General features: G+C 55.3%; 23 protein-coding genes and 2 pseudogenes. 10 read left to right on the top strand and 15 right to left on the bottom strand.

Annotation, left to right across the window (positions count from 1 at the left end):
• Positions 1-7 precede the first annotated feature (7 nt).
• From ACOTXL_RS10915 to ACOTXL_RS10900, 4 genes are all read left to right on the top strand, one after another.
• Positions 8-1384, top strand: coding sequence for a glycoside hydrolase family 1 protein (locus tag ACOTXL_RS10915; protein ID WP_045346064.1), 1377 nt, complete (start codon positions 8-10; stop codon positions 1382-1384).
• Between the two features lie 5 nt (positions 1385-1389).
• Complete coding sequence (locus ACOTXL_RS10910) at positions 1390-1692, top strand: PTS lactose/cellobiose transporter subunit IIA (RefSeq protein WP_014168006.1); 303 nt, start codon at positions 1390-1392, stop codon at positions 1690-1692.
• A 138-nt stretch (positions 1693-1830) separates the two neighbouring features.
• Positions 1831-3210 carry a carbohydrate porin gene (locus ACOTXL_RS10905; protein WP_022650103.1) on the top strand — a complete coding sequence of 460 codons (1380 nt, stop codon included), beginning with the start codon at positions 1831-1833 and terminating at the stop codon, positions 3208-3210.
• A gap of 144 nt (positions 3211-3354) precedes the next feature.
• Complete coding sequence (locus ACOTXL_RS10900) at positions 3355-4260, top strand: EamA family transporter (RefSeq protein ID WP_045350373.1); 906 nt, start codon at positions 3355-3357, stop codon at positions 4258-4260.
• A gap of 48 nt (positions 4261-4308) precedes the next feature.
• Here ACOTXL_RS10900 and nepI read toward each other — a convergent pair whose 3' ends face one another.
• The 3 genes from nepI to ACOTXL_RS10885 form a co-directional block, all read right to left on the bottom strand.
• A complete protein-coding gene (gene nepI / locus ACOTXL_RS10895; RefSeq protein WP_023326393.1) occupies positions 4309-5499 on the bottom strand; it encodes a purine ribonucleoside efflux pump NepI in 1191 nt (396 codons plus the stop codon).
• 65 nt (positions 5500-5564) lie between these two features.
• Complete coding sequence (locus tag ACOTXL_RS10890; protein WP_003861040.1) at positions 5565-6092, bottom strand: SRPBCC domain-containing protein; 528 nt, start codon at positions 6090-6092, stop codon at positions 5565-5567.
• Between the two features lie 97 nt (positions 6093-6189).
• The gene (locus tag ACOTXL_RS10885) at positions 6190-6642 is read right to left on the bottom strand and encodes a DUF1198 domain-containing protein (protein ID WP_003861042.1); all 453 of its coding nucleotides are present in this window, start codon (positions 6640-6642) and stop codon (positions 6190-6192) included.
• Between the two features lie 99 nt (positions 6643-6741).
• On the opposite strand from ACOTXL_RS10885, the gene ACOTXL_RS10880 reads away from it, so the two are divergent.
• Positions 6742-7644 carry a LysR family transcriptional regulator gene (locus ACOTXL_RS10880; RefSeq protein WP_023323928.1) on the top strand — a complete coding sequence of 301 codons (903 nt, stop codon included), beginning with the start codon at positions 6742-6744 and terminating at the stop codon, positions 7642-7644.
• Here ACOTXL_RS10880 and ACOTXL_RS10875 read toward each other — a convergent pair.
• Together ACOTXL_RS10875 and ACOTXL_RS10870 are read right to left on the bottom strand one after the other, a co-directional pair.
• The gene (locus ACOTXL_RS10875) at positions 7632-8636 is read right to left on the bottom strand and encodes an alpha/beta fold hydrolase (protein WP_023326392.1); all 1005 of its coding nucleotides are present in this window, start codon (positions 8634-8636) and stop codon (positions 7632-7634) included. The two genes, ACOTXL_RS10880 and ACOTXL_RS10875, sit on opposite strands and share 13 nt — an antisense overlap.
• A gap of 198 nt (positions 8637-8834) precedes the next feature.
• The gene (locus tag ACOTXL_RS10870; RefSeq protein WP_023326391.1) at positions 8835-9299 is read right to left on the bottom strand and encodes a hypothetical protein; all 465 of its coding nucleotides are present in this window, start codon (positions 9297-9299) and stop codon (positions 8835-8837) included.
• 437 nt (positions 9300-9736) lie between these two features.
• Between ACOTXL_RS10870 and ACOTXL_RS10865 the strand changes: the two genes are divergently transcribed.
• Entirely contained in the window at positions 9737-11269 is a 1533-nt protein-coding gene (locus tag ACOTXL_RS10865) for a KAP family P-loop NTPase fold protein (protein WP_052686665.1), read from the top strand.
• A 71-nt stretch (positions 11270-11340) separates the two neighbouring features.
• Here the strand turns inward: ACOTXL_RS10865 and uhpT are convergent, their stop codons facing one another.
• The 9 genes and pseudogenes from uhpT to ACOTXL_RS10820 all read right to left on the bottom strand — a co-directional run bounded on the left by uhpT (position 11341) and on the right by ACOTXL_RS10820 (position 20150).
• Positions 11341-12732, bottom strand: a complete 1392-nt coding sequence (gene uhpT, locus ACOTXL_RS10860) for a hexose-6-phosphate:phosphate antiporter (protein ID WP_023315092.1) — start codon at positions 12730-12732, stop codon at positions 11341-11343.
• Between the two features lie 132 nt (positions 12733-12864).
• Positions 12865-14175 carry an MFS transporter gene (locus ACOTXL_RS10855; RefSeq protein WP_003861050.1) on the bottom strand — a complete coding sequence of 437 codons (1311 nt, stop codon included), beginning with the start codon at positions 14173-14175 and terminating at the stop codon, positions 12865-12867.
• Positions 14168-15673, bottom strand: a complete 1506-nt coding sequence (uhpB, locus tag ACOTXL_RS10850; RefSeq protein WP_032608151.1) for a signal transduction histidine-protein kinase/phosphatase UhpB — start codon at positions 15671-15673, stop codon at positions 14168-14170. The genes ACOTXL_RS10855 and uhpB overlap by 8 nt, the downstream gene beginning before the upstream one ends.
• On the bottom strand, positions 15670-16263 hold the full coding sequence (gene uhpA, locus ACOTXL_RS10845) for a transcriptional regulator UhpA (protein WP_032608150.1): 594 nt from the start codon (positions 16261-16263) through the stop codon (positions 15670-15672). Before uhpA ends, uhpB begins: the two co-directional genes overlap by 4 nt.
• 82 nt (positions 16264-16345) lie before the next feature.
• Complete coding sequence (gene ilvN, locus ACOTXL_RS10840; RefSeq protein WP_028014960.1) at positions 16346-16633, bottom strand: acetolactate synthase small subunit; 288 nt, start codon at positions 16631-16633, stop codon at positions 16346-16348.
• A gap of 3 nt (positions 16634-16636) precedes the next feature.
• Positions 16637-18325, bottom strand: coding sequence for an acetolactate synthase large subunit (gene ilvB / locus ACOTXL_RS10835; RefSeq protein WP_003861056.1), 1689 nt, complete (start codon positions 18323-18325; stop codon positions 16637-16639).
• A 229-nt stretch (positions 18326-18554) separates the two neighbouring features.
• On the bottom strand, positions 18555-18653 hold the full coding sequence (gene ivbL, locus ACOTXL_RS10830) for an ilvB operon leader peptide IvbL (RefSeq protein ID WP_057979964.1): 99 nt from the start codon (positions 18651-18653) through the stop codon (positions 18555-18557).
• A 107-nt stretch (positions 18654-18760) separates the two neighbouring features.
• A pseudogene (locus ACOTXL_RS10825) lies at positions 18761-19239 on the bottom strand (Hcp family type VI secretion system effector).
• 197 nt (positions 19240-19436) lie between these two features.
• Positions 19437-20150, bottom strand: coding sequence for a hypothetical protein (locus ACOTXL_RS10820; RefSeq protein ID WP_032608147.1), 714 nt, complete (start codon positions 20148-20150; stop codon positions 19437-19439).
• Positions 20151-20869: 719 nt separating this feature from the next.
• Here ACOTXL_RS10820 and tisB point away from each other — a divergent pair.
• The 4 genes from tisB to emrD all read left to right on the top strand — a co-directional run bounded on the left by tisB (position 20870) and on the right by emrD (position 23726).
• Positions 20870-20959: a type I toxin-antitoxin system toxin TisB gene (tisB, locus tag ACOTXL_RS10815; RefSeq protein ID WP_022646551.1), complete on the top strand. Its 90-nt coding sequence runs from the start codon at positions 20870-20872 to the stop codon at positions 20957-20959.
• A gap of 64 nt (positions 20960-21023) precedes the next feature.
• Positions 21024-21470 carry a GNAT family N-acetyltransferase gene (locus ACOTXL_RS10810; RefSeq protein WP_003861064.1) on the top strand — a complete coding sequence of 149 codons (447 nt, stop codon included), beginning with the start codon at positions 21024-21026 and terminating at the stop codon, positions 21468-21470.
• 62 nt (positions 21471-21532) lie between these two features.
• Positions 21533-22366, top strand: a complete 834-nt coding sequence (locus tag ACOTXL_RS10805) for a DMT family transporter (RefSeq protein ID WP_023323922.1) — start codon at positions 21533-21535, stop codon at positions 22364-22366.
• A 175-nt stretch (positions 22367-22541) separates the two neighbouring features.
• Positions 22542-23726 (top strand): multidrug efflux MFS transporter EmrD, encoded by a 1185-nt coding sequence (gene emrD, locus ACOTXL_RS10800; RefSeq protein ID WP_003861070.1) that lies wholly within the window; start codon positions 22542-22544, stop codon positions 23724-23726.
• Here emrD and ACOTXL_RS10795 read toward each other — a convergent pair.
• Positions 23632-24717, bottom strand: a pseudogene (locus tag ACOTXL_RS10795) (cellulase family glycosylhydrolase); the annotation flags it as partial. The gene emrD and the pseudogene ACOTXL_RS10795 sit on opposite strands and share 95 nt — an antisense overlap.
• Positions 24718-24728: the final 11 nt, after the last annotated feature.

The raw sequence follows: 24728 nt of genomic DNA, 5'->3' as shown, positions 1-24728 counted from the left end.
AAGGGTCATGAAATACGCATTTCCCGATAACTTCTGGTGGGGCAGCGCAAGCTCCGCTCTCCAGACGGAAGGGACACGAGAGGGTGAAACCACGTGGGACTACTGGTTTGCCCGCGAGCCGAACCGTTTTCACAACGGCGTGGGGCCGCAGCACACCTCCACGTTTTATCAGCACTGGAAAACGGACATTCAGCTGTTAAAACAGCTGAACCACAACAGCTTTCGTACCTCGATTAGCTGGGCGCGCCTGATCCCCGACGGCATCGGTGAAGTGAACCCGGACGCGGTCGATTTTTACAATCAGGTTATTGATGAGCTGAATGAACAGGGCATCACGCCGTTTATCACCCTGTTCCATTTCGACATGCCGATGGCGATGCAGGAAATTGGCGGCTGGGAAAACCGTGACGTAGTGGACGCTTACGCCCGCTATGCGCAGATATGCTTCGAGCTGTTCGGGGACCGCGTGCTGCACTGGTTTACCTTCAACGAGCCGATTGTTCCGGTGGAAGGCGGTTATCTGTATGACTTCCACTACCCCAACGTAGTGGATTTCCGCCGGGCGGCCACCGTGGCGTATCACACGGTGCTGGCCCATGCGAAGGCGGTTCAGGCCTACCGCGCCGGGCACTACGCGGGGGAGATCGGCATCGTGCTGAACCTGACGCCGTCGTATCCGCGTTCGCAGAACCCGGCAGACGTGAAGGCGGCGCACGTTGCGGATCTAATGTTTAACCGCAGCTTCCTCGACCCGGTCCTGCGCGGCGAATACCCGGCGGATCTGGTGGCGCTGCTGAAATCTTACGACCAGCTGCCCGCCTGCAAGCCGGAAGACGGTTTCCTGATTGCGGAAGGGAAAATCGACCTGCTCGGCATTAACTACTATCAGCCGCGTCGCGTGAAGTGTCGCGACAGCGCGGTGAACCCGCAGGCGCCGTTTATGCCGGAGTGGTTCTTTGATAATTACGAGATGCCGGGCCGCAAGATGAACCCGTACCGCGGCTGGGAAATCTACGAGCCGGGTATTTACGATATTCTGGTTAACCTGCGCGACCATTACGGCAACCCCCGCTGCTTTATTTCGGAAAACGGCATGGGTGTCGAAAATGAGCAGCGCTTTATTGAAAACGGCCAGATTAACGATCAATACCGCATTGATTTTATTTCTGAGCATTTATCGTGGCTGCACAAAGGTATTAGCGAAGGCTGCAATTGTCTTGGCTACCATATGTGGACATTTATTGATAACTGGTCGTGGTGTAATGCGTATAAAAACCGCTACGGTTTTATTCAGCTCGATGTAGAGACGCAGCAGCGCACCATTAAAAAAAGCGGAGAGTGGTTTGCCGCCACCGCCTTAAATAATAGTTTTGATAAAGAGTAATGATGATGATCGCACTAGAAGAAGCCGTAATGGAAATTATCGTCAACGCCGGCCAGTCCCGCAGCCTGTGCTTTGAAGCCCTGCACGCGGCGCGTCAGGGCAACCTTGACGAGGCCAAAAGCCTGCTGCGCGAAGCCGACGGCTATGCGCGCCAGGCGCACAAGATGCAGACCAAACTGATTGAGCAGGACGCGGGCGAAGCCCGCCAGCCGATGACATTAATTATGGTGCACGCGCAGGATCATTTAATGAATTCGCTATTAGCGCGTGAATTATCTGAAGAGATTATTCATTTATATCAGAGATAGTCTATGGCGAAATAATTTAATGTAATACCTCTGTACCTAAAACTAGAAATCCACTTGTTCTGATGATAGCGACATATTCTGTCAGATCGGAGCGGGATGGTTATTGTCTGAATAAAATTAAACTATATTGAGATAACCATGAATACGATTAAAAAACTTCCATTAACCATGGCGGTTATCGCCGCGCTTTGCCCAATTTCCGTCCTCGCTCAGGAATTCACTCAGGAGCAAATCGACGCCATTGTGGCGAAAGCGGTGGATAAAGCCCTGGCCGAGCGTCAGGCTAAAATGGATGCGGCGGTCGCGAAAAAAGCGGACGTGGTGACCGAGCCGCAGAGCGCGGCGCAATCCCCGGATATGGCGATCCCGTTCGGGGTTAAATTTACCGGCTACGCCCGCTACGGCGCGCACTTCCAGGCTGCCGATCAGAAATACGTGGCTGTCGATGGCTCCTACAACGGCGCGTCCGCGATCGGTCGTCTGGGTAACGAAGGCAACGGCGGCGAGTTCCAGCTCTCCAAAGCTTTCAAGGGCGAAAACGGCGCCATCTGGGACATCAACGTGATGATCGACCACTGGGGCGACGAAGTTAACCTCAAGAAAGCCTACGCCGGCGTGACCAACATTATGGCCTCCAACCCGAACGCCTACTTCTGGGCGGGTCGCGACTTCCACCAGCGTCCGCAGCAGGGCATCAACGATTACTTCTGGATGAACCACGACGGTCAGGGCGCCGGGGTGAAGAACTTCGATATCGGCGGCGTGCAGTTTGACGTCGCTGCCGTGGCGGCAGTGGAATCCTGTAGCCCGGAAGTGATGGAAGACGAAGCGAACCCGTCACGCATCACCTGTACCGGCGGGTCCGGCACGGGCGACAAAGGTAACTACGCGGCCACCTCTAAAATCCACGGCATGAAGCTCGGTCCGCTGGATCTGGAGCTGTACGCCAACTACGGCTTTGATTCAAAAGCGGTAGAGAGTGACGAGCGTCTGAACGCCTGGCAGGGCGGCGTGGTGCTGAGCCACACCAACGACAGCGGCGTGAACAAGGTGATCGCCCGCTACTCCGATAATTCTGACAACAGCGTGTTCAATAAAACCGAAGACCTGACCACGGTCTACGCCAGCTTCGAAGGGCTGTACAAATTCACCCAGGCGACGCAGGTGGAGTACATCCTCGCCTTCCACGATTACGACAATAGCCGCGATAAGACCGACAACCGCAAGAACTACAATGCCATCGTGCGCCCGATGCACTGGTGGAACGACGTTCACTCCACCTGGCTGGAAGCGGGCTGGCAGCACGTGGATTACGACAACGGCGGCGACAACAAGGGCTGGAAGCTGACCCTGTCGCAGAACATGTCTATCGCCATGGGGCCGGAGTTCCGCCCGATGCTGCGCTTCTACGTGACCGGCGGCAAGGTGGATAACGAACGCACCGCGCGCGTGAACAACACCAAAGATGAGACGCTGGACGACTTCAACGTCGGCGCGATGTGGGAGGCGTGGTTCTAAAGTAAAAGCAAAACGGCAACGAAAGTTGCCGTTTTTAATGTTCGCTCCCTCTCCCCGTGGGAGAGGGCCGGGGTGAGGGCATCAGGCCGCACACAACCATGCTATGCTGTTGACCGAATTAACGACAACATAACAGGGGAGAACATGGGTTCCACACGCAAAGGGATGCTCAACGTCCTGATCGCCGCCGTTTTATGGGGCAGTTCCGGGGTTTGCGCGCAGTACATCATGGAGAAAAGCCACATTTCTTCGCCTTACCTGACCATGGTTCGTCTGCTGTTTACCGGCGTGATCCTGTTGACGCTCTCCTTCGTTCACGGCGACAAGATTTTCTCGGTCATCAAAAACCGCAAAGACGCCCTCAGCCTGCTGTTTTTCTCGCTGGTTGGCGCGCTCACCGTGGAGCTCACCTTCCTGCTGACGATTGAAAAATCCAACGCTGCGACGGCCACCGTGCTCCAGTTTCTGTCGCCGACCATTATCGTGGCATGGTTTGCGCTGGCGCGGAAAACGCGTCCCGGCATATTTGTCTTATCCGCGATTTTCACGTCGCTTGTGGGTACCTTCCTGCTGGTCACCCACGGCGACCCGACGTCGCTCTCCATCTCGCCTGCCGCGCTGTTCTTCGGTATCGCCTCAGCGTTTGCCGCGGCGTTTTACACCACCTATCCATCGACGCTGATTGCCCGCTACGGCACGCTGCCGATTGTCGGCTGGAGTATGTTGATTGCGGGATTAATGCTGACGCCGTTCTACGCCGGACGCGGCACCACCTTCGTGATCGACGGCGGCCTGCTGCTGGCGTTTTTCTACCTGGTGGTGATTGGCACCGCGCTGACGTTCAGCCTGTATCTGAAAGGCGCACAGATGATCGGCGGGCCGAAAGCGAGCATTCTGAGCTGCGCCGAACCGCTGAGCAGCGCGCTGCTGTCGGTGGTGTTGCTGGGGGTGGCATTCACCCTGCCGGACTGGCTGGGGACGCTGTTGATTGTGTCGTCGGTGGTGTTGATTTCGATGGATTCACGCAGAAGGGTTAAGGCATCGGCGTAGCCTGATGCCCTCACCCCAACCCTCTCCCACGGGAGAGGGAGAAAAGCACTACTTCGCCTTAACCTTCCCCGCCACCAGCAGCGCCGTCAGCAGCATCAGCGTGCCGGAAATCACCAGCGGTGACGTCAGCCCCAGATGGTCGAGCGCTACGCCGCCCACCGCCGCGCCGCAGGTGTTCGCCAGCTGGATCACCGCTACCTGAATCGACCCGGCTTTTTCCGCCTGATCGGCAAGCGAGCGGGTGATCCACGTCGACCAGCCCACCGGCACCAGCGCAAAGGCAAAGCCCCAGATAATCGCGATGGCAGACGCCACCCACTTATCGCTGCCCCACAACACCAGCACCGCGGCGCTGATCGCCAGCACCAGCGGGGCACCCGCCAGCGCCACCTTCAGGGAGCGCTTCAGGAACTGAGACGACAGTGAGGTGCCGACAAAGCTGGCGATACCGAAGCTCAGGAGCACCAGCGTCAGGCCGTCCACGTCAAAGCCCGCCATGGTCATATACACCGGGCGGATATAGGTGAAGAAAGCAAACTGCCCGGCAAAGGCCATGAAGATGGCGGTCATCCCCGCCAGCACGCCCGGACGTTTCAGCAGCGCGAACATGTTCTGTTTGTGGTGCGCCGCCTCACCCGGCAGGGACGGCAGCGCTTTCCACACCCAGATAATGCACAACACGCCCATCACCGCCGCCGCGTTGAACACGTTACGCCAGCCGATAATCCCGCCGAGGAAGCTGCCCAGCGGCGCGGCAATCACCAGCGCGATGGAGACCGCGCCGAAGATGACGGACAGGGCCTTCGGCACCGTACGCGCGGGCACCAGGCGCATGGTCAGCGAGGCGGACATCGCCCAGAAGCCGCCTAATCCCAGCCCCAGGCAGGCACGGCCGAGCAGCAGCAGGGTGAAGCTTTCAGCGAAAGAGACCAGCAGGCAGGAGAGCGTCAGCAGCACGCTGAACAGAATGACCACTTTACGACGGTCAATGGTGCCGATCGCCTGAGTGATAAACAGGCTGGCGAACATCGCCACAAACGCGGTGACGGTAACGGACTGCCCCGCCACGCCCTCGGAAATGCCCAGATCCTGCGCCATCGGCGTCAGCAGGCTCACCGGTAGAAACTCAACGGTAATCAGGCAGGCGACGCAGAACGCCACGGAGAAAACCGCCGACCAGTTGGGGCGCGACACCTCTTTGGTCTGCGGTGTGGTCGTGGGCTGGGTATGTTCTGTCATGGCATCACCTGAAGATAAAAACGTGCGGAAAAGTCGCGCAGTTTATCATCAAAAGTGTGACGAATTTAACGTTTCGACAACTTTTCTTGCATCGCTGCATTCGCCAGCCCAACGATCCACTCCTGGTGCCCGTTGATCATCGGATTCGGCACGGTGCGAGCAAGTTCCTGTGCAGGAACGCCTTTCTGCGACTCCTGAGTCAGAATACGGACGCGGTTTCCCGGCAAGTCTTCAAACAGCCAGGCGTGGATCACATCCAGACGCGAGCTGGCATCGCCCTCCACCCAGCCGTGCCAGGCGATCCGTGCGGCTTCGCCGTCAACGGGCGGAACATACTCCGTGACCTGCGCCTCAACCGGGAAGCCAAAGGTCGTAAAGCGGAAGCGGGCGTTGGCGCTCAGTTCCGGACCGCTGCCGTCGTGAAAACGAATATCTTCGGCGTTGCTGTAGTAGTTCGGCCACAGGGTAGTGTCGTTAAGCTGCGCCCAAATCTCTTTTGCGCTCAGCCCGGCGACGATGATTTCGTTGGATGCAAAGTTATCGGTTGTGCCTGGCAGGTAGTCGTTTGGCCAGATAATGGCGGATTGTTTCATGGTTCACCTCAGCAGCGAGTGGATGAAGTGATGGTGCGCCTGCGGCAGATATAAATCTAATGACGATGCTTTATACTCTTCATCACGTTTCGTGATATCAGTGCAGATAAAACACGCCCTCTTCCGGGAGGAAAAGCTGGTTATAGCGCAGCTGGAAGGCGTCAAGCTCCTGCGGATCGGGCTCTATCTCGCGCATGAAGCCGAGCGCGAGGCGGATTTGCGCATCGGTGATCGGTGCGGCCAGGCGGGCTTTACGCAGCATGCGGTGCCAGGTATGCAGATTCTCTTCGCTCCCGTCGACGATGCAGACCTGCCAGATAAGCAGGACCTGGGCGGCGTTTTGCAGGTGCGCTTCGTCTGGGCGCTCAAGGTAGCGGATAAACTCATTGCCCGGCGTTTTACCGAACTGGTCGATCATCGATTCTACCGGCATCGGGGTGATACCCAGCCGTTCGCTCAAGCGTTTGATGGCGCGGCGGGAATCCGAGGTCAGGACACGAAACCCAACTACAAACACCACGGCAAGCGTTGCCAGCATTATCCAGACCATGCGTTCTCCTTAGACTAGCCGCCCATCATAGCGGGAAACGCAACGCGTCGACAGCGGGCAGCGCCATAATAGTGAACGGAAAAGAGGTAGCAAAACATCATGAAAGCGGATCTGCGCACGCTGGATCTAAACCTGCTGAAAACGCTTGACGCTCTGCTGGATGAACGCAGCGTCACCCGCGCGGCGGCGCGTCTTGCTCTGACCCAGCCCGCCGTGAGCGGCATGCTCAACCGCCTGCGGGACTACTTCGACGATCCGCTCTTTATCCGCGCCCCGCACGGCATGGTGCCAACCACGCGCGCGGAAGCGCTGGCCGCTCCGGTGAAGCGCATTCTCGCGGATATCGACGTGCTGCTTCAGCCCGTTGCCTTTGACCCAAATACCGCTCGCCTCACCTTCACTCTTGCCGCTACGGATTATGCACTTCGGGCGGTTGTTGTGCCGTTTATCGCCGCCCTTAAAACACAGGCGCCTGGCATACGCGTGCGCGTGGTGCCCGTTACCCCCGGTAGCCTTGTCAGCCAGCTTGAGCAGGGCGCTATTGACGTAGCGCTTATCACCCCCCACACCACGCCCGATGAGCTTCACAGCCGTGCGCTTTATGATGAACGGTACGTATGCATGATGCGCGCCGATCATCCAAACGCCGGAGAGCCAATGACGTTAGACCGATTTTGCGCCCTTGAGCATGTGCTGGTCTCTTACGAGGGAGACGGCTTTCGCGGGGTAACCGATAGCGCGCTGGAGAAAATTGGCCGGACGCGGCACGTGGGGCTCTCGGTGAGCCACTTTTTGGTTCTGCCGGACGTGCTGGCCCTCAGCGATATGATTGCCGTCGTGCCGTCACGCATCGCGGAAAATCAGACGGGGATGTTCATCTGCGAGACGCCAGTTCCCGTGCCAGGCTTTACCAAGAGCATGGCCTGGCACGGCAGAACGCACCGCAATCCCGCGCAGGCGTGGCTGCGCGGGCTGTTGCTGCAAACCAGTCAGCGGGCCTGAAGCCCCTTAAGCAGCGCCTCGTGGAAGCGCTCAGGATCCTGCATCTGCGGCGCGTGGCCCATGTCGTTAAATTCCACCAGCGTAGCGTGCGGGATGCGCTTCGCCGTCTCCTTTCCCAGCACCGCATAGTTGCCGAGCGTTTTGCGGATCTCAGGCGGGGCGAGATCTTTCCCGATGGCGGTGTTGTCCTTCGTGCCGATCATCAATAATACCGGCATCTTCAGCTCGTTAAATTCATAGACGACCGGCTGGGTATAAATCATGTCGTAGAGCAGCGCCGAGTTCCACGCCACGCGCGCTTTGCCTGGCCCGTTGTTTAACCCGGCAAGCATGGTGACCCAGCGCTCGTACTCCGGCTTCCACTCCCCGGCGTAGTAGGTGTTTTTCTCGTACTGACGAATGCCGTCGGCGCTGACCTTCAGCTCGCGCTGGTACCACTGGTCGACCGTAATATGCGGCACGCCGCGCGCTTTCCAGTCCTCCAGGCCTATCGGGTTGACCATCACCAGCTGCTCCACCTGCTGCGGCCACATCAGCGCGTAGCGGGTCGCCAGCATGCCGCCGGTCGAGTGGCCGATAACCGTGACGCGATCGACGCCCAGCGTTTTCAGCAGCGCGTGGGTGTTATCCGCCAGCTGCTGGAAGGTGTACTGATAATGCTCCGGCTTGGTGGATTTGCAGAAGCCGATCTGGTCGGGTGCGATCACGCGATACCCGCTGGCTGAAAGCGTGCGGATCGTGCCGTCCCAGGTACCGGCGCAGAAGTTTTTGCCGTGCATCAGCACCGCGGTGCGGCCGTTGGGTTTTTCCGGCTTCACGTCCAGGTAAGCCATATCCAGAGGCTGGTTCTGCGAGGTAAAGGTAAAGTGTTTTACCAGCCAGCCGTAGTCAAAACCTTCCAGCTTCTCGCCGTAGGTAGGTGCATTCGCGGCCATTGCGGGGGAGGCCAGCGCCATCAGCAGCGCCAGGCAGGACAATCGTCGGGTTAACATGCAAGCTCTCCGTTAGCAAAAGGGGCTAAGGCTGCACGAAAGGCGGCAGCAAAAACACTGTAGAGCAAGGAGAGGAATGGGTGTGTAAAGCGGGGTAAAGGTAGAGCCTCTGTTAATTCATACTGGTGAGTTTTACAGATTATTGCTGGAGCTATTGAAGCGGCAGAAATCATGGCCTGCCGCTTATCTTCAATTAAATCAGAGCATTTTCTGTCGCTGAATATAGGGTTCCTTCACAAAATCAGCCAACAAGTAGACGAGATCATGCAAAAGCCCAGTTAACGCTTTCGCTACTGCCTCAGGCAGATTATTAGTTAGCAACGATTGTGTAAGAGCAACGGCGTAAGAAACGGGAATGTCAGTCTCCTGCCAGCATTCAGGCATAGTGGAGACGGGTATTTCTTCCGCAGAAAGCTTGTCGATTAAATGCACTGGCAGATCATTTTCGCAAAGACTTTCCATATGGATAAGCGCATTTAGTAAGCGTCCACATATGGCATTGCGTTCTGCGGCATCGTCCGTTTCGACAAGCACGCTCGCAAACGCGGCGCTGAAATCTGCAACATCAAAAAGATCTGCATTAGAGGGAAGCGGATGAGAGATTAGCTGATAGATAAATTCGTCGTGATGATTTGAAAAATTAAGGGTTGGAACAGTAGCCATAAGGCAGCCTCTTTGCGCAATTTTAGGTAATTATCACCACCTGGGTTCCTACGCCCGAGGGTGGTGACGCTGACGAAGGTAGGAAGTACCGATGCACAAAGAAACCGGCCAGCCTTTCGGCTGCTCCGTCAGCGCCACCATGATTCTATCCAGATATGCGCTGCCCTGACAAAAAAAATCGTCATTTTGTGCATTTATTCGGGTTCCTACGCCCGGTTGCAGGTGTGCTGCAACGAGGGCAATTTATGCCTTGAGAAAGAGTTGGTAAAGGGGTTTAGCTAATGACAGGTGAAGCAATTTCATTTTTACGAAGCGGCTTCCAAAATCTTGAGAAAATACATAAAAAAGATATATATTGTTCGAAATTCATCACCAACATAGCATGAAATTTTTTAGGTTTATTTTTCTTTGTTTAAGTCAATACACAGGATAGAAAAATGACAAAGCATTTAGAACTACCTTTTAATTGGTCTGATAAAGTTGAAGACTTACCACCTGATACTCTCGAACGTAGTGAATATGCTCGATTCTTAACATCTTTTTTAGTAGATAAAGGAACAGATGGTAATTATGTTTTAAACTTAGACGCACAATGGGGGGCAGGCAAAACATGGTTTATACGTAGGTGGATGCATGAAATATCCAATACCTATCCGACAGTTTATATTGATGCATGGAAAAATGATCACTCTGGGGATCCTTTTCTGACAGTTGTTTCAGAGATTAAATCATCGCTAACAACTAAAACAGAACTCTCTATTTTAGAAAACAATGTAATTAAAGGCACATGGCGATTGATGAAATCAATTGCGCCAGAAGTAACCAAGTGTTTTATTAAAAACAAACTTGGAATTGATACTGAGGATCTTGATCTCGACTCTGAGGCTGATCTTGGTTCAAAAATAGTAGATGAATTACTAAAATCTCATGAGCAAGCAAACTCTTCAGCCGAAAATTTCAAAAAATCAATACATGAATGGCTCGAAGCAGTAATAGATACGAATGAAGGTAAATATGCATACCCACTTTTTATTTTCATTGATGAACTGGATCGCTGTCGACCGAACTATGCCATCGATATGCTTGAAACTATAAAGCATCTCTTTGACATAAATAATGTTGTTTTCGTCATTGCAACTGATAAAGAACAATTGTCTCACTCAATTTGTTCTGTTTATGGCTCCGGATTTGATGCCACTAGATATCTTGATCGATTTTTTATACGTTCTGTCACCTTAAAAAAGAGAAGTTTATTTGATTTCATAGATAAAAGAATAAGCAACTCTGTTACTTTTAACAAAACAATACTCACTAAAGAATTAATTATACATGATCAACAAACTGATAAAGTTCTTTTAGTGAAGGAAATTTTAACCACTATTGCAGATGGTTTTTCAATGGATTTAAGGACAGTAAACTTGTGGTTTGAAAGACTTGAATCCATATATAGCCACACAAATAAAAACATTGAGATTATATCATTAAGTTTTATGCTAGCTATCTATACATGTCATAACACATACTATAAGGATATGTTGTCTGGAATAGACATATTCTCCAACAACAGTAAAAAAACCATATTTTCCATATTCAAACCCCAAACAAACTTCACTACTAAAACATCAACTAAAGACATATTATTAAACACAACATCTTTTACATTTTCTGCTTACCCCATACATGACTATGTATTTTCTGAAAAAATAAACCCAATATACTTAATTTCAATAATTATGAGTAAATTTGGAATAAGCCATAACCATAAACAAAAGAAAGATAAAATACTTAATGATATTTTACACTCCCCAAATAATTACGATGCAATTGAAAAGCAAACATATTATTTTGATGGGAAACAATACAAAATAAACCAAGCAACTGATATTTATATAGACAAATTTTTTGAGGAAAATCCAATATCATTAAAGGATTACCATGATTTATGCGAGTTAGCGATGTTAATAGAATAGATAGAGCTTTCATAAGTTACATGATAAAAAAGCCCGGCATCACACACCGGGCAAAGAAGTTACCTGCACACTCAGGCTACTTTTAATTTCTGCGCACGATTCTCACGGCGAATTTTACGTTCTTCCAGCACCGCTACCATCGCCATCAGGACGATACAGCCGATCGCTGCCGCATCCAGCGCCGCGAATGTGCCCGCCCAGCCGGTGAGGCCGAAAATCGGCGTGCCGTCGGCGATCATCCCCAGGCCCAGCTTGGCGAAGCTGTCGCCGATCAGGTAGGCGAAGGTGCCTTTAATCCCATCGGCGGCGCCGATCGCTTTTTTCGGCACGAACCCTACGGCCGCCACGCCAATCAGCAGCTGAGGGCCAAACACCAGGAAGCCGAGCGCGAACAGGGACGCCAGATAAACGTACTGGTTGCTGGCGTGCTGGTAAACGCCGAGCGTGGCGATAATCAGCGCCAGCGCGATGCAGGCCACCAGCGCGCGACGGCCGTTGGCGAGGTCGGAGAGCCAGCCCCACAGCAGCGTGCCGACCAGCGCGCCCACTTCGAACAGGGTGAAGCCCTGAATCGCCACCTCTTTAGAAAGCTTCAGCTCCTGGAAAGCATACACGGTTGACCACTGGTCAATGCCGATACGCACCACGTAGAGGAAGATGTTTGAGAAGCAGAGCAGCCAAATCACTTTGTTTTTCAGCACGTACTCAACAAAGATCTGCCATTTGGTCATCTCGTTCTCTTCGGTCTCTTTGTCCTCTTCGCTGATCTCCTCGCCGAACAGCTCTTCGGCTTTGCCGAGGCCGTACGATTCCGGGGAGTCGCTGCCGTAGCGAAGGCCGATAAAGCCGACGATCAGGGCGATAATCGACGGGAAGATAAACATGCCGATCACATGGCCGTCGAACAGGTAGTTTGCGCCGAACAGCGCTACGCCAGCCGCGCCCGCCCCGCCGAGGTTGTGGGAGATGTTCCACATGCCGAGGTAGGAACCACGCTTGCGGCGCGGGGTCCATTTGGTAATGGTGGAATAGCTGCACGACCCGCCGGTACTCTGGAAGAAACCGCTCAGGGCGTAGAAGGCGATCATCAGGAACAGGCTAACGGACCCCGCGCCCATGCTGGCGCTGAAGCCGAGCATACAGATGGCGGAGAGGATCAGCATAAACGGCAGGAATTGCTTGGTGTTTTTGCCGTCTGCATAGTACGAGACAACGGTTTTCCCCACGCCGTAGGTGATGGAGAAGCCCAGGCCAATCATCCCCAGCTGCGTCATGCTCAGCCCGTAGGTCGAGATCATGTCGTTCTGCGCGATGTTAAAGTTTTTGCGGATCAGATACATGGTCAGGTAGCCGATGAAGACCACCAGATAAGACTGCATGAACGGTTTGAACCACATCTTGCGCCGCACGTCGAGCGGCAGATCCAGGGTCGGCTTGCGCACCTGGTTTAAGAAGGCCAGCATGGTTGGTTTACTCCTGAGCTGATTTTTGCAGCATTGTAAAAACCAGCCAGGAGAGATGCCTGAGACAGCGTCCAGGTGAAACCGGGAAAATTTCTTAGTTTTGCGCGTCTCGGCAGCAAAAGGTGAGGCGCGTCACGCTTCGCGCGGCGCCTGCGCGTGCAAAAACGGCAGTAAAAGCAGGGCGGAGATGCCCGCCGCGATGGCGATCACCGCGAAGAACCCGCTCCAGTGCCAGATGTCGATCACCCGCGCCAGCGGCCAGCCGGAGAGCGATGCGCCAAGATAGGCAAACAGCCCGACAAAGCCCGTCGCCGCGCCGGCCGCCTCTTTGTGGGAACACTCCGCCGCCGCCATGCCGATCAGCATCTGCGGGCCAAAGACGAAAAATCCGATGGTGAAGAAGCACGCCGCCTGCATCACGTAGCTGGCGAACGGCATCAACCATAGTGAGCCGACGGAGAGCAAGATCCCGGCGGCAAAAATCAGGTTCATCGGGCCGCGGTTGCCGTTGAACAGCTTGTCCGAGCCCCAGCCCGCCACCAGCGCGCCGATAAACCCGCCCAGTTCAAACATGGTCACCGCCGAGTTGGCGGTCACCAGATCCACGCCGAGCGTCTCGGACATGTACAGGTTGCCCCAGTCGTTGATGGCCGCGCGCACCACGTAGACCAGCACGTAGCAGAGCGACAGCAGCCAGATGTAGGGGTTTTTCAGCACGTATTTGGTGAGGATCTCCTGGCGGGACAGCCCGGCCCCTTCCTGCTGCTGGGCGATCTCCATCTCGTCGTGCCGCCAGTCGCCCACCGGTGGAAGGCCGACGGTTTGCGGCCTGTCGCGCAGGCGCCAGCAGAGGAACAGCCCGGCGACAATCGCCAGGCCACCGGCAATCATCATCCCCGCGCGCCAGCCGTAGTGCAGCGCCGCGGCACCCACCACCATCGGGATCAGCGCCCCGCCGACGTTATGCGCGGTGTTCCATATCGCCCACCAGCCGCCGCGCTCGTTGCGTGAGTACCAGGCGGTCAGCAGGCGGGCGCAGACCGGCGCGCCCCAGCCCTGGAAAAAGGCGTTCAGCGCCCACAGCAGGGCGAAGGCCCAGAGCGAGGTGGAGAAGCCAAACAGAATATTCACCACGCCGGTGGCGATCAGCCCGACGCCCATAAAATAACGCGCGTTGGAGCGATCGCTGACGATGCCGGAGAAGAACTTCGACAGGCCGTAGGTGATGTAAAACAGCGTCGCCAGCAGGCCGATGTCGGTGCGGGTCATCACGCCGCTCGCGAGGATCTCCGGCGCGGCGGCGTTGAAGCTTTTGCGGGTAAAGTAGAACAGCGCGTAGCCGAGCCAGATGGTAATCAGGATATGGCGACGCCAGTAGCGGTAGCGGGAGTCGATTTCCGCTTTGTTGCTTAGCGGGGCGGCGCTGGCGGGGGTTTTAAACATGATGCGTCCTTAACGGCAAACTGACGCTGACGCGCGTCCCGTGGGTGCAGGAGAGGCTCAGCGTGCCGCCAAGCGCCTTTACGCGCTCGCGCATGCCCGCCAGGCCAAAGCCCTGCTGGCCGGAGCCCGGCGGCAGGCCGCAGCCGTCGTCTTCAATTACCAGCATCAGGCGCTCGTCCTGCTGCCAGCCCTGGATCGTGACCGCGCTGGCACTGGCATGTTTGACGATATTGTTCAGCCCCTCCTGACAGACGCGGAACAGGGTTACGCGCTGGCCTTCGCTCAGCGCAGATTCGTTAATTCGCCAGTCGAGATGGCTGACAATGCCGCGGCTTTCCAGCTCCATCTCGCGCATCAGGGAGCGTACCGCCTGCTCCAGGGAGAGATCGTCAAGCTGGCGCGGGCGCAGCCGCCCTAACAGGCGACGAACGGAATCATAGACGCCCAGCGAAAGCTGTTCGATATGCGCCCCGCCCTGCTTCACGCCCGCGTTTTCTGCCGCCAGGCGCTGAACAATGCCCGCCTGGGTACGGATGGCGGTGATGGTCTGGCCGATGTCGTCGTGCAGCTCGCGGGCAACCTCTTGCCGCACGCTCTCTTCCGTCTCCAGCAGACGCTCCGCCAGACGGCGGTTGCGCGCCAGCTCGTTTTGCAGGGACTGGTTCAGCTCGCGCAGGCGCTGTATGCCCGCGCCGAGCAGCAGCCCGGTCAGGCTCTGGGCCAGCAGGGAAAGCAGTAAATCTACCGGATGATCGTGCCAGGTCTGGCTGGCAATCAGCGCGATGGCGTTCATCAGCGTGGCGATCAATGCGCCCTGCCAGCCGTAGTGCCAGGCAAGGGCGATGATCGGCAGCGCCAGACAAAACGGCGTGAAGCGTGATAATTCAGCTGGGAGACCAAGCTGGAGCCACAGGCTCACCACAAACAGCAGCAGATACCAGATGAGATGCCGGGCGCGCCAGTTCACCGGCTGGGAGACCAGCGCCGGGCCGAGCGGCTGCCAGACAGTGCTTGTAAGATAATGCCAGATCACAAGGCAGGTCGGGGCCAGCGTCAGGCCGCCGGTAAGGGTCAGCAGCAGGGCGTTAAGCACCTCCTTTTCACCCACCCACGGCAGGGACTGCAACAGCGCGGCGGCAATTAGTGCCGCCCCCTGACGCAGCAGCGTGCGCCAGTCGCGCTGGTGACGGTAGCGGGAAATGAGGGCGACCGGGATAAGCGTGAGCAGGCTTCCGGTTATCAATAACGGCAGATGCGCCAGCGCCACTTCCTGCGCCAGCCAGATCAGCATCAGCCACTCTGCGCCCAGCAGCACCGGCCAGTAGCCGCGAGGGCATTGCAGCATCAGCCCCAGACGCAGGCCAAAGGGGAACAGCAGCACCGCCAGCTCCGGGCGTTCCACCAGATGCAGGCTGATACTCCACAGGCAGAACCACGCGGCGGAGAAGATAAAAAAGCTGGCGACAACGGCGATCAGCCGCGAAAAAAGGGAGTTCATTGCCAGCTGTCAAACATACGGCGCGCCAGCTCGACATCGTTACTGACGTTGAGTTTTTCCATCAGGTTGGCGCGATGAACGTGAACGGTCTTTGGCGACAACCCCAGCTCTACGGCAATCTCTTTCACCGACATGCCCTGGGCAAGTTTCTCTGCCACCTGACGCTCGCGCCGGGTGAGCGGATCCTGTCGTCCAGCCGCCAGCTTGATGGCGATTTCCGGCGTCAGGTAGCAGCCGCCGGTGGAGACGGTGCGCACGGCGGCAATCAGCTCGTCCGGGCTGCAGCGTTTAGAGAGGAAGCCGCGTGCGCCCGCGTTGAGTGCCTGCTCGACCAGCGCCGGGCTGTCGTGGACCGAGAGCATAATGGTCGCCATTCCTTTCGGCAGCTGGCTTAACAGCTCCAGCCCGGAGAGATCCGGCATCGAAATGTCGCAGATACAGACCTGAACCCCGCGCCCCGGCAGGCCCGCCAGCGCCTCGCGACCGGAGCCAAACTCGGCCACGACCTGGAAATCCGGTTCGAGGTTGAGAAGCTGGGCAAAGCCAGAGCGGACGATAAGGTGGTCGTCAATAAGGGCGATGGTGGTCATGTGTGTTCCTGCGGTCTGAAAAAGCCGGATGGCGCTGCACTTATCCGGCCTACAAGAGCGAAAGACGCTTACCTTAAGCGATCTATTCGAAGAACACCGCAATTTTGTTAAACATGGTGGGATCGGACTGGTTGCGCGCCACTTTGGTGACGTCTTCCAGCTTGTCGATCTGCGCTATCATCTGCTCCAGACGCTGGTCGTCGTTGACCAGTAGCCAGATGCGGCTGTGCTCGCTGCCCTGAATCGGCAGGCAGAGAATGCCTTCCACGTTAAATGCCCGGCGGGCAAACAGCCCGCAGACGTGGGTCATGACGCCAGGGTGGTTGCGGACGGTGAGTTCCAGAATGACGTTATCATGTTGTTTCTGCATGGCTTATTCTCCCACCATCTCAGTATTTGCCGCACCCGGCGGCACCATCGGATACACTTTTTGTTCAGGGTCGATACGCACGTGGATCAACGCCGGGCCAGGGCGAGAAATCGCATCCTGCAACGCCGCGTGGGCATCTTCTTCGGCGTTCAGATCGCAGGTGTGCAGGCCAAAACCAGCGGCAATCTGCATGAAGTTGATCATCCCCGGATAGGTCGCCGCAAACACGCCCTGCTTATAGAACAGGCTCTGCTGCTGGTGTACCAGACCCAGCGCCTCGTTGTTCATCAGAATGATTTTGACGTCTAACTGGTTTTCGGCCGCCGTCGCCATCTCCTGAATATTCATCATCAGGCTGCCGTCACCGGAGAAGCAGATCACCTTACGGTCCGGGTTGGCGAGCGCCGCGCCAACCGCTGCTGGCAGGCCGAAGCCCATGGTGCCAAGGCCGCCGGAGGTCAGCCACTGGCGCGGGCGGTTCAGCGGATACGCCTGGGCAGTCCACATCTGATGCTGGCCGACGTCGGTGGTGATAATCGCGCTGTCATCCACGCAGGCGGCAACAGCGTTGATAAGACCATAGTGGCTCAGCGGGTCGCCCTCGGTTGGGATAGCGCCCGGGAACTCGCGTTGCAGATCGGCCACCAGCTGGCGCCAGTCGGCGCGGTCGGTTGCCACCGTCTGCGGGATCAGCTGCGCCAGCACCTCGGCCACGTCGCCCTGGATCGCCACGTGCGGCTGCTTGATTTTACCCAGCTCGGCGCGGTCGATATCCACGTGAATGATTTTGGCGTTCGGGCAGAACTGCTCGGTTTTGCCAATCGCCCGGTCATCAAAACGCGCCCCCATAACTATCAGCAAATCCGCCTCTTGCAGGATGTAGTTGGTGCTGCGCGCGCCGTGCATGCCCAGCATCCCTAAAGACAATGGATGCGCTTTGGGCAGCATACCCAGCGCCATCAGGGTCATGGTGGTCGGCAGGTTGGCTTTTTCCGCAAACTGGCGGATTTCATCCGCGGCGTTGATCGCCCCGCCGCCCAGATACAGCACCGGGCGTTTGGCGGCGTTGATCATTGCCGCCGCATCGCGCACGCTCTCAGCGCTGAACTCCGGCGCGGGGGCACGCTCGCCCGGCTCCGGCAGAATGTCGATCTCGATCTCTGCGGTCTGGACATCCTTAGGAATGTCTATCCACACCGGGCCCGGGCGGCCAGACTGCGCGATGCGGAACGCATCGCTGATAACCTGAGGCAGCTCGCTGATATCGCGAACTAAATAGTTATGTTTGGTGATGGGGATAGAGATGCCGTAGGTATCGACTTCCTGGAACGCATCGGTGCCGATCATCGAGGACGGCACCTGGCCGGTAATGCAGATCAGCGGAATGGAGTCGAGACGCGCGTCGGCGATGGCGGTCACCAGGTTAGTGGCGCCCGGCCCGCTACAGGCCATACAGACCGCTGGTTTACCCTGGGTACGCGCCATGCCCTGGGCGATAAAGCCTGCGCCCTGCTCGTGGCGCGCCAGCACGTGGCGGATCTGTGTGCTTTGGCTTAACGCATCATACAGCGGCAGCACGGTCCCACCCGGGATGCCCGCAACGGTGGTGATGCCCTGTCGTTCCAGTAAATGAACAATCAGCTGCGCGCCTGTAAAACGCGTCTTGGTGGATGTTGTGCCCGAACTTGCCATGCTCCAGTCCTTTTCTTCTGAGCCAGCTTTACGCGTCGTAGTTCAGGTTGCAGATGCGTTGGCTGCGTTCCCTCACCCCAGTCACGTACCTATGTACGCTCCTGGGGATTCGCTCACTTGCCGCCTTCCTGCAACCCGAACTACTTAGCGTATCCGGGAGGGGCCCTAAACGAAAAACCCCGCCCGGTTTGCGCCGGCGGGGTTTTGGATTCGTGTGTTGATCCAGTCCCTACGGCGCATTGCCGACGACCACCACCACACGCACGACGACCACTGCGGCAGGTTGCGCAGTTTTTAGTAGGGTCGAAGTGAAGATGGATGAAGTCATTGGGGACCTGTGTTTGGAATCATTGATTGAATTTATACAAACACAGGTTTTCGGGCGTGACAATGGAAATATTTTCATCTGCGCAAAAATGCGTCAGGGATCACGTTTCAGTAAGTTGCTCGCTCATTCCAGGCATCACTATAGATGACATTGCCGTCACAATACTTCCAGGTGATTTTCTCGTAGCGTATAAGAACCGTTTTAAGATGTGTTCCGGTGTTTGCGCCGGGATACAGGTCTGGTGTGATTGAGGTTATTTTCACATTCTCAAGGAGGATATTAAAATATTCCTGTTCTAAACCCGCCTCATTAATCTGATACATCTTAATAGTGGCTGACTTGAGCATTCTTCCCGTACTCAGCGCCCGAAATAAAATCGGGGTTACACGATCAAATTTCTTCTGAAACATGACGGGCATGTGTATGCGCGTGCCCGTTAATTTCCGGTATTTCCGTCGACTGGAATGTTGACATTATGAGTGAACGATTTGAGTTCAATTGCACCTTCACGCCCTGACACAAGGCAAGAGCCAACCATGGGAGAACCATTTTCATCTGTTAAAAACAAATAAGCTGGGTTTGACATAAAAAAATCCTTTTTATATTATTTAATCGTACTTATCAAAGTGGCCGAAAATTATCGGATGTACAATAATAAATACAATGATAGAAATGAATGTTAGTAATACCCAGTGGTCAGGCACCAACCACAGGAACAAGGAGGCGCACGCAAAAATATAAACAGGAAATAAAATATCCGTAAATAGAATTGATAACAGACTCTTAAACATGCTCCTTGCCCTTTAAGTCTTTATAAATTGCATCGAAATCCTTATAGAATCCCAACTGCACCTTCTTAATGAGTTCAGACAGGAAAGGCTCAAAAAAGTAGTAAAGCATCTCCAGTTGTGCGGCATAGAGGGTGGCGTAATACTTAGGGTCCAATGTTTTCAGGCGGCGAGCAGCAAGAGCGCACTTCTGTTCCGTTCCAATCAATTGAAGCGCCATGACAACGTTAGGTACGCGGCGTGCAAGCCGTTCGACGACGATTTCAGACAGCAGGCCTGATTCGGACAGGGATTTGGCCAGACCCCATGCTATTGCTAAACGCGCGGCCTTGCTGGTCGGTATGTTATTAACAAGCCCTGTTACTTTTGAATCTATCTTACGAACGCGATTGTGTTCATTCCCATTTTCTGAATCGGAAATAACACGTTCAAAATAAAGATAGAGCATGTGTGCTATTACATCGCGATAACGGTAAAGCGAGAGAATTGAGAGGTACATTCTCTTTTCTTCTGAGAGAAGCTCGTCACATACATCGTGATAGCTGGGGATTAAGCATGATGAGTACCAACTTACACGCTCAATTCCTGAGTAAATATCAGAGCCGATCCCCTTTAATGCTCTCCATGTTCCTGCAACACCTTGCTGTCCATAAATAGTCAACTGCCTGTCACTCTGGAACTTCATCTTTAAATAATCAGATGCTTGCATAATGTGTCCACACAATGATTGCGGCTATAGAAATATACATTGAAAAGTCCAGAAATTCAAACCAGTAAAATTGCTTTACATAAACATTCACATAAAAAATAAGTCAGTACGATTTTATTTATTAGGTTATATACGAAACAACTTAATTACTTGAAGGGCATTAGCGGTTTTTATTAGTTCACACATTTTTAGTTTAATCATTGCAAAATGAGTCTAATACCTATCTCTATAAAGAGAGTTGCATAAGCGATGCTATCCCGTTCACAACGAAGCTAAATAGCAGAAACCTCGCTTTTACAGCAGTCTTTTTATGGGCAGACCAGAAAACAAAAAACCCCGCCTAAGCGAGGTTTTTATCAGGGTTTTGCGGTTGGTTGCCGCAGAACACACTGTGTTACGTCAACGCGAAAAGTATACGCGATCGAAGACGAACGCGCAATTCCGGCACGGATTTTGACGTTTTTGAGTATGGATCGCCTTCCAAAATTTGTCCATAAAATACTGTTCATGCATACAGTATTTATCTATACTGAGGGTGTTCGCAGTGAGCGAGGGGGCCGCAGTTTACCGGCGCAACGAAGTCCTGGCTGAAACGGGTGGTGCCGTCAGTGCCTTAACCCCTGAAGTGAGCACACTGTGTTACGTCAATCCAGGTGCTGGCCACAGGCGGCGGAAAGGTACGCCAGCATCGTGCTCCTTTTAACCAAAAGGAGACGCGTATGAGCGTCGTGGATATGGTCATACTTGTCCTCAAACTCATTGTTGCTGTATTGCAACTGCTTGATGCTGTCCTGAAATACGTTAAGTGATTCAGGTTCAAGTCGCACCTGAGAGGGGCGGGCAACCGCCCCTCTTTAATAACGAGGGAATGCTATGTCGCGTCTGTTAATTGAGCCTGTTACGCCTGATGAACCGGGCTATATCGCCCTGAAGGCCGAGAGTATCGCGTTGAATTTCAATATGCTGCGCAGGCTGGAAGAGAACTGGCAGCGCGGTGAGAATCGCTTTAACGCGCCGGGTGAAAAGCTGCTGGGGGCGTTTCTTAACGGCAGGCTGGTGGGCGTGTGCGGCCTCAACCGCGATCCGTTCAGCCAGCAGCCGCGCGCCGGACGTATTCGTCATCTCTATGTCAGCGAAAAGTGCCGTGGGCAGGGCATTGGCAAACAACTTTTGACCGTGGTGATGGCGGATGCCAGCATCTGGTTTGATTTTCTTAATACCCATGCGCCGGAAACCGCGTACGGATTTTACCATCGGGCGGGCTTCAGGCTGGTGTCAGACGAACCCCGGGTGACGCACCGCCTTTTTTGCGCAGTGTAAGCGGCTGGCAGCATCGACGGGTGAATGTTACAGTTGGATGACATTTCACCAACCGATACGCCATGACCATCACCGTTTTCTGCATTTTACTGTTCGCCGCACTGCTGCATGCCAGCTGGAACGCCATCGTTAAAGCCGGAACGGATAAACTCTACTCGGCGATCGGAGTCAGCGGTTCAGCCGCGCTTATTGCCCTGATTTTACTGCCCTTCTCTCCTCAGCCAACTGCCGCAAGCTGGCCATATTTGTTCGTCTCCTGTGCGTTACAGGTGGTGTATACGGTACTGGTGGCAAAAACTTATCAGGTCTCCGACATGAGCCAGACCTACCCCCTTATGCGCGGGACGGCCCCTCTGCTGGTGGCGCTGATCAGCGTAATGGTGCTCGGGGATCATCTCTCCTGGCTTGCGTGGTCCGGCATCGGGGTCATTTGTCTTTCGATTCTGGCGATGGCGATGAACGGCCGCATGCAGTCACGCAAGGGGATCTGGCTGGCGCTGCTGAACGCCTGTTTTATCGCCGGGTATACCCTGGTGGACGGCACCGGTGTGCGACTCTCGGACACTGCGCTGGGCTACACGCTCTGGACCTTCTTCATGAACGGTTTCTGTCTGCTGAGCTGGGCAATGGTGGCGCGGCGTCGCGAAGCGTCCAGCTACCTGCGCCTGCACTGGAAAAAAGGGCTGCTCGGCGGCGTCGGGACGATGGGATCTTACGGTCTGGCACTCTGGGCGATGACCCAGGCACCGCTGGCTGTGGTCGCCGCACTACGTGAAACCTCTATTCTCTTCGGCGCATTAATCGCATTTGTGCTTTTAAAAGAGAAGGTTGCCGGCCTGCGCATCGCGGCGGCACTGGGTATTGCTGCCGGTGCGATCCTGCTGCGCCTGGCGTAATTCGCTGGCAACATTAGTTGCCGATCTTGTTTACAAATCATGACTTCACGTCTTCTGTCATTCATCACAGTAATGCTTAAATTGTCATCTCTCTGTGGTAGATTCCTCGCGCATTTATGGGAATGCATAGTCACTTATTCTTCATTTATCTCTTTTGGCAAAAGTATTCAGCGACATGAAAAAGCAACGGAACGTGAACTTATTGTTGATGCTGGTGTTACTGGTGGCCGTCGGGCAGATGGCGCAAACCATCTACATTCCAGCGATTGCCGATATGGCAAAAGATCTGAGCGTCCGCGAAGGTGCAGTCCAGAGCGTGATGGCAGCCTATCTGCTAACCTATGGCGTTTCACAGCTGGTTTATGGTCCCCTGTCCGATCGCGTCGGGCGTCGTCCGGTCATTCTGGTGGGCATGAGCATTTTCATGGTAGCGACGATGATCGCCATTACCACTCACAGCCTGACCGTCCTGATTGCCGCCAGCGCCCTTCAGGGTGTGGGCACCGGCGTCGGCGGGGTTATGGCGCGTACCCTGCCGCGTGATATGTACCAGGGCACACAGCTTCGCCACGCCAACAGTCTGTTAAATATGGGTATTCTGGTCAGCCCGCTGCTGGCCCCGCTGATTGGGGGTCTGCTGGACACCGTCTGGTCCTGGCGCGCCTGTTATGCCTTCCTGCTGGTGCTGTGCATTATTGTCACCTTCAGCATGGGGCGCTGGATGCCGGAAACCCGCCCAAAAGACGCGCCGCGCACGAAGCTCATCGCCAGCTACAAAACGCTGTTCGGTAATGGGTCCTTTACCTGTTATCTGTTGATGCTAATCGGCGGCCTGGCGGGCATTGCGGTGTTTGAAGCCTGTTCCGGCGTGCTGCTGGGCGCGGGCCTTGGCCTGAGCAGTATGGTGGTGAGTATTCTGTTTATTCTGCCGATCCCGGCGGCGTTCTTCGGCGCATGGTTCGCCGGACGTCCGAACAAGCGTTTCTCCACCCTGATGTGGCAGTCGGTGATCAGCTGTCTGCTGGCCGGGCTGATGATGTGGATCCCGGGGCTGTTTGACGTAATGTCGGTCTGGACGTTGCTCATCCCGGCAGCGCTGTTCTTCTTCGGCGCGGGCATGCTGTTTCCCCTCGCCACCAGCGGCGCGATGGAGCCGTTCCCGTTCCTCGCAGGCACGGCAGGCGCGCTGGTGGGCGGTTTGCAGAACATCGGTTCCGGCGCGCTGGCCTGGCTTTCGGCTATGATGCCGCAGACCGGGCAGGCGAGTTTAGGCTTGCTGATGACCCTGATGGGGCTGCTGATTTTGCTGTGCTGGCTGCCGCTGGCGTCGCGTGTCTCGCATCACGAACAGCCGGTTTAACCGCATGATGGCCCGGCTTCTCGCCGGGCTTTTCACAGACGGGCGCAATCATCGCCTGCAATAGCCGCTCTGGGGCAGGCCGCCACGCCCCCTCTTCCCCGTCATAAAACTGAACATCGGCGTTTATCGCATACGGGATGTTGGCATGTTGCAGCTCGCACGCCATAAACGTGGCAAACGCCATCTGCGAGGCGGTTGGCGTCAGGCTTTTCGATTCGCCCACCCCCCAGCCGCCAACCCAGCTCACATGCCCGGTTTTTTGTTGCCAGTGCAGCGCGGCGTTGATTCGGTTACGGATAGCCGCTTTCTCAGCCGCAGTTCCGGACGTCCACGGGTATTTACCGTTCGTTTTCAGCGGACCCCAGGGGAAAATATGCCACTCCGCCAGCAGGTAATTCTGGCTGTGCGCGGGTAGCTTCAGGCTGGATAAATCCTCCGGCGCGGCGCGCAGACGAGGGGCGATAAAAATCATGCGGCTGGCATCAATGGCGTGAATGTCTTTGATCGCTTTCTCATACACCCGGTTGAGCGAAGCAACGTTGTGGTTGAGCTTGTCCGCCGGTTCGTAGATCAGGTCAAAGCCCAGCAACGGCGAGCGCTGACCAAAATAGTGCGCCACGGCAATCCACCAGTTAATCACCTCTTTTTCGGTATCCGCTTTCGGGTCGTTTTTATATTCATCGGCCTGATAAGCGATGATGGGGATGACGCCGTATTGCTCGCAGGCCTCCACCAGCTTACGCAGGTGAATCAGCCGCGCTTCCGTCGGTTCGCCCGCCACCCGAATACGGACATGGTGTATGCCTTTCGCCTGAAAATCACGGACCACCAGCGGGTCGAATTCGCGGATACCGCGCTCGGTGCGTGCCCAGTCCACATCCATCCCGACGCCCAGCTGCTGCGCATAACGGGCAGCCGTCAGCGGCGGCTCAGCGGCAGTCGCCCAGCCGGAAGAGAGTAAGATCGCAGTGGCAATAAAAGGCTTTAACACGGTTTACCCTG

It is taken from the genome of Enterobacter cloacae complex sp. IR5402, from assembly GCF_049238125.1.
Lineage (GTDB): Bacteria > Pseudomonadota > Gammaproteobacteria > Enterobacterales > Enterobacteriaceae > Enterobacter > Enterobacter hormaechei_C.
The sequence above is the reverse complement of the archived record's forward strand: the minus strand, read 5'-3'. Positions and strand labels throughout refer to the sequence as shown.